We start from the raw sequence: 2509 nt of genomic DNA on the forward strand, positions 1-2509 counted from the left end.
ATTATCAATTGGTGGTTCTATTGGTGTAGGTGGTACTACAATTGGTGGTTCTACTGGGTCAATAGGTTTATTATCAATTGGTGGTTCTACTGGGTCAATAGGTTTATTATCAATTGGTGGTTCTATTGGTGTAGGTGGTACTACAATTGGTGGTTCTATTGGTGTAGGTGGGATTATAGGCTTAGGTGGATCTATTTCATTTAGATCTAAATTTGTATTTAGTATTACATTAGCAAAAGCACCTTTAATTTCAAAATGCCCTTGAGATTGTTTTAGAGCTTCTTCTTTCCATTTAATCAATTGCTCTTGATTTTTATTAATCTTATCTGCCAAATTCTTACTAGCATTAATCAACATATTCATATCTTTTTTCAAATCATCAAGATATTCATCATTTTTATTTGCCAAACCCTGGTTAATTAAATCCACATAATCATTATATTCTGCAATTTTATCATTAAGTTGTCCTTGATAAATAATCAATCTTTCGATAAAATTTTCTGTTTCTTGGATTAAAGGTTTTAAAGATCCACTAATAAATTTATTAAGAGAGATTTTACTTTCATCAATTAGTTTTAAAATATCTTGATATTTATTATATATATTTTTATATTCCACATCAATATTCTCTAATATCTCGCTTATTTTTTCTTGAGCATATAATGATTTTAAAAAATCCAAACTTTGGCGTATGCTATCAGTTATTCCATAAATTATATCAGGGTTTTTTATATGAATTGAGTATTTACCATTAGATATAACATCAAGCATATCTTGCAAATCTTTAATACTAACCACATCATCTTTTTCCAATACAACATCCTCTGAAGGTTTTTCTATATCTATATTTATATCAGGTTTTTGTGCAAAGATTAAATTTCCATCTTCTTCGCGTAGTCCTTCTAATTTACCTAGTACTGCTTCTTTAAAATTTATATAACCATTTTCATCTGTATAGGTATAAATTTTCATTTTATCTGGTATTTCTTCTGCATTTGTCAATTCCCCTTCCTTATGATAAATATTAATATTATTTAAACCCGATGAGCTGTTTACAAATTTATATAAATAATTATTACTAATCAATTTTGAATCAGGCTGAAAATACATATAGATATTTGATAAAAGTCTGCTTTGGAAACCAAATAAAGTTCCAAAACCACTAGCAGCATGATTTCCTATAATATCCCCAAAAATATTTAAAGATATATTAGAATAATTTCCTTTAAGAATATACCCTGCAAATCCACCAGCATAACCTTTATAGTATTCTCCTATACCAGCATTACCATAAATATTTCCCACATTATTTAAAGATATATTAGAAAAATCCCCATAATTTATTTCACCTGCAAAACCTCCAGAATAGGTAGTAACTCCTTGGATTCCTATATTTTTTACATTATTTAGTGATATGTTTTGTATTTTTATAGTTGCATCTTTATATTGATTGTATTCATTGTTGATATATCCCACAAAACCACCAGCTCTATCTCCTTTGATATTTTCTATATTATTTAATGTTATATCATTAAATGTGCCATTAACTATATATCCGGTAAATCCACCAGCATATCTACTATTTTCTTTTCCTATATTTTTAATATTGTTTAATTCTATCTTTGAGAATACTGGATTTCTTGGATAAGATTGTTTATCTTTCCTGATAATACCCACAAATCCACCAACATGGTTAGCACTTATACCTTCTATTCTATTTAAAGATATATTACTAAATTCCGCATTGTTTATAACTTCCCCTGCAAATCCACCGGCATAAGCCGCAGAAGTTTTAATCCCTCCTAAATTATAATCTATTTTGATGTTTTTTATTCTTGCATCATGCCCTACTCGTCCAAATACACCAACATAATCTATTTTATCCTTTAAGATAGTTGTATCTATATTAATATTATTTAAAGCAAATCCTTGTCCATCAAAATTTTTAGCAAATACAATATCATATCCGATAATCATATTTGCACATCCATGTCCTGATATACAATAATTTGCATAGTTTTTATTTTCAAAATAAATATCATTTACCAATCTATAATCATTATTAAACCGAGCCACTGTTTTAGATTCGTTCCACATTTTCGAAAAATAAAACCAATCTAAATCAGATCCTATACCAATATATTTTTGAAAATCATCTGTAACCAATTTTTTATTGCCTAAATTTTCTATATTATTGTATTCTTGCGTTTTAAATTTATATATAGCATCTGTTATTTTAGAATCATAATAAGCAGATGTTGCTAACTCTCGTAATTCTCCTTTTTCATATGCACTAGCTACAATTCGATATGCCTTTATATTATCTAATAATATATCTATTTCATTACCAACCAAATTAACCATATTACCATTTGAATAAAGTGGTACGATACTACCTTCAACCTTAACTTTATTTCCTATAAGTAATATGTTATCGGAATTAATAGTCCCCATGTTTACTACATTACCCAATTTATTGGCTTTAAACACCGGTGAAAAAGCTGCGCCC

Annotated in this window: 1 pseudogene; it reads right to left on the reverse strand. The window is 27.9% G+C overall.

Going from position 1 to position 2509, the window contains the following annotated elements:
* Positions 1-2472, reverse strand: a pseudogene (locus tag CAMP5063_RS08200) (hypothetical protein); the annotation flags it as partial.
* Positions 2473-2509: the final 37 nt, after the last annotated feature.

It is taken from the genome of Campylobacter sp. RM5063, assembly GCF_024723655.1.
In the GTDB taxonomy this organism is placed as follows: domain Bacteria; phylum Campylobacterota; class Campylobacteria; order Campylobacterales; family Campylobacteraceae; genus Campylobacter_D; species Campylobacter_D lari_D.